General features: G+C 58.6%; 1 protein-coding gene and 2 rRNA genes (1 of these 3 cut by a window edge). 1 reads left to right on the forward strand and 2 read right to left on the reverse strand.

From position 1 onward, the window contains the following. The first annotated feature begins 216 nt into the window (after positions 1 to 216). A complete protein-coding gene (locus EDC62_RS08595; RefSeq protein WP_124222702.1) occupies positions 217 to 447 on the forward strand; it encodes a DUF1272 domain-containing protein in 231 nt (76 codons plus the stop codon). Between the two features lie 729 nt (positions 448 to 1,176). Here EDC62_RS08595 and rrf read toward each other — a convergent pair. Both rrf and EDC62_RS08605 read right to left on the reverse strand, forming a co-directional pair. After that, positions 1,177 to 1,289 (reverse strand): 5S ribosomal RNA (rrf, locus tag EDC62_RS08600). Positions 1,290 to 1,400: 111 nt separating this feature from the next. Beyond that, positions 1,401 to 2,500: ribosomal RNA gene (locus EDC62_RS08605) — 23S ribosomal RNA — on the reverse strand; it runs 1,778 nt beyond the window's last position.

A 2,500-nucleotide genomic window follows, 5' to 3' on the forward strand; every position in this document is an offset into this window, starting at 1 on the left:
CTACAACGCCGAGCGCCGCACCACACCCTCGGCCAGCGTTCCCCGCTACCCTTCCTCCTGCAACATCAACCCGAGCGCCAAAGGTACTGGACTCATACACGCCCTTTCGTGACAGCCTTGTGGCACCCCTATACTCGACAGGCGAGGCTCCCGGGGGGCTGCGACCGCATGCTTGCGCCTATTTCCAAGGCCCACTGAAACAAGGGGAGAGACACCATGCTTCAACTGCGTCCCGGCTGCGAATGCTGCGACAAGGACCTGCCGCCCGATTCGGCCGAGGCACGCATCTGCTCGTTCGAGTGGAACTTCTGCGCGTCCTGCGCGACCAACGTGCTGGCCGGCAAGTGCCCCAACCGCGGCGGCGAACCGGTGGTGCGCCCGCGCCGCTCGGCCAACAAGCTGGCGAACAGCCCGCCCTCCATGGAACGCGTGCATAAGCCGGCGTGACGAGCCGCCGCTGACCTTGTCGCGGGTTGCGAGGCGCGCGGCAAGGCCGGCGCTCCAGGCCCGGCCAGGAGACCGGCGCCTGCGAGCACTCGGATTCAGGCAGGCACCGCGGCCCGGCGATCGCATCACGATCGGGATGAGAACGCTCGAAGCGACGACGGGAACGCTGCCGAGCAGCGGCCGCATGCCCAGGGATTCGCTCGAGAACAGGTAACCCCAGGCGCTGGAGAACACGACGCCCGAATACTGGAGCGCCGCGGTGAACCCCCGGTAGCCACGGCCTTAAGCGCGCGACACCCAGACCTGGCCCAACGTGGCGAAGATAGGCACCCCACGCGCACCCGAACGCGCATTGAGGCCACTTGCTGTGACGACGACGGTAGCCCGATCGGTCGATGGCAGAGCGAGGCCGCTGAGTGTGACCGCCGTCGCCGTGCTGATCATCGGTGCCGCAATCGAAGCCGGTATCGGTTTCTGTACGTTCGTGTCTCATGCGCGAAACAGCCCCTTCGAGGCATTGCAGGGAGGTGCTTCGGAGAGATCGATGATCGACCTGTTCGGCGCTCAACCGTCCGTACGGGAAAAGCCCGGCTTGCTGTTCGCTCGGTATGTGCAACTGGGGCTCGGACGAATATTTCAGGGGCGACTACCGAGCACCGCAACGAGTGCGCATTCAAGCCCCCAACAAAGAAAAACGCCCGTTCGATTGAACGGGCGTTTATATAAATTGCCTGATGATGACCTACTTTCACACGGGAATCCGCACTATCATCGGCGCTGAGGCGTTTCACTGTCCTGTTCGGGATGGGAAGGAGTGGGACCACCTCGCTATGGTCATCAGGCATAACTGGTTTGTTCGCGAGCAGTTGAGCTGGCGAACGAATTCATAGAGATCGAATCATGAACTTTTGAATGCGTCTTGGCATAACAGCTTTGGCGGTTGCCAAAGTTATAGGGTCAAGCCGCACGAGCAATTAGTACTGGTTAGCTTAACGCATTGCTGCGCTTCCACACCCAGCCTATCAACGTCCTGGTCTAGAACGACTCTTTAGGGGGCTCGAGGCCCCGGCAGATCTAATCTTGGAACGAGTTTCCCGCTTAGATGCTTTCAGCGGTTATCTCTTCCGCACTTAGCTACCCGGCAATGCCACTGGCGTGACAACCGGTACACCAGAGGTGCGTCCACTCCGGTCCTCTCGTACTAGGAGCAGGCTTCCTCAAATCTGCAGCGCCCACGGAAGATAGGGACCAAACTGTCTCACGACGTTTTAAACCCAGCTCACGTACCTCTTTAAATGGCGAACAGCCATACCCTTGGGACCGACTACAGCCCCAGGATGAGATGAGCCGACATCGAGGTGCCAAACACCGCCGTCGATATGAACTCTTGGGCGGTATCAGCCTGTTATCCCCAGAGTACCTTTTATCCGTTGAGCGATGGCCCTTCCATACAGAACCACCGGATCACTATGTCCTGCTTTCGCATCTGCTCGACTTGTCAGTCTCGCAGTTAAGCACGCTTATGCCATTGCACTATCGTCACGATGTCCGACCGTAACTAGCGTACCTTCGAACTCCTCCGTTACGCTTTGGGAGGAGACCGCCCCAGTCAAACTGCCTACCATGCACTGTCCCCGATCCCGGTTAGGGACCTAGGTTAGAACCTCAAACACACCAGGGTGGTATTTCAACGTCGGCTCCACTCGATCTGGCGACCGAGCTTCACAGCCTCCCACCTATCCTACACAGGTCTGTTCAAAGTCCAATACAAAGCTACAGTAAAGGTTCATGGGGTCTTTCCGTCTTTCCGCGGGGAGATTGCATCATCACAAACATTTCAACTTCGCTGAGTCTCAGGAGGAGACAGTGTGGCCATCGTTACGCCATTCGTGCAGGTCGGAACTTACCCGACAAGGAATTTCGCTACCTTAGGACCGTTATAGTTACGGCCGCCGTTTACTGGGACTTCGATCAAGAGCTTGCACCCCATCACTTAATCTTCCAGCACCGGGCAGGCGTCACACCCTATACGTCCACTTTCGTGTTTGCAGAG

This window comes from Tibeticola sediminis (assembly GCF_003843835.1).
GTDB lineage: Bacteria > Pseudomonadota > Gammaproteobacteria > Burkholderiales > Burkholderiaceae_C > Tibeticola > Tibeticola sediminis.

What these genes read in the sequence shown, in the direction of transcription:
- EDC62_RS08595 (WP_124222702.1), top strand. Translation starts at nt 217, where the DNA reads ATGCTTCAACTGCGTCCCGGCTGCGAATGCTGCGACAAGGACCTGCCG.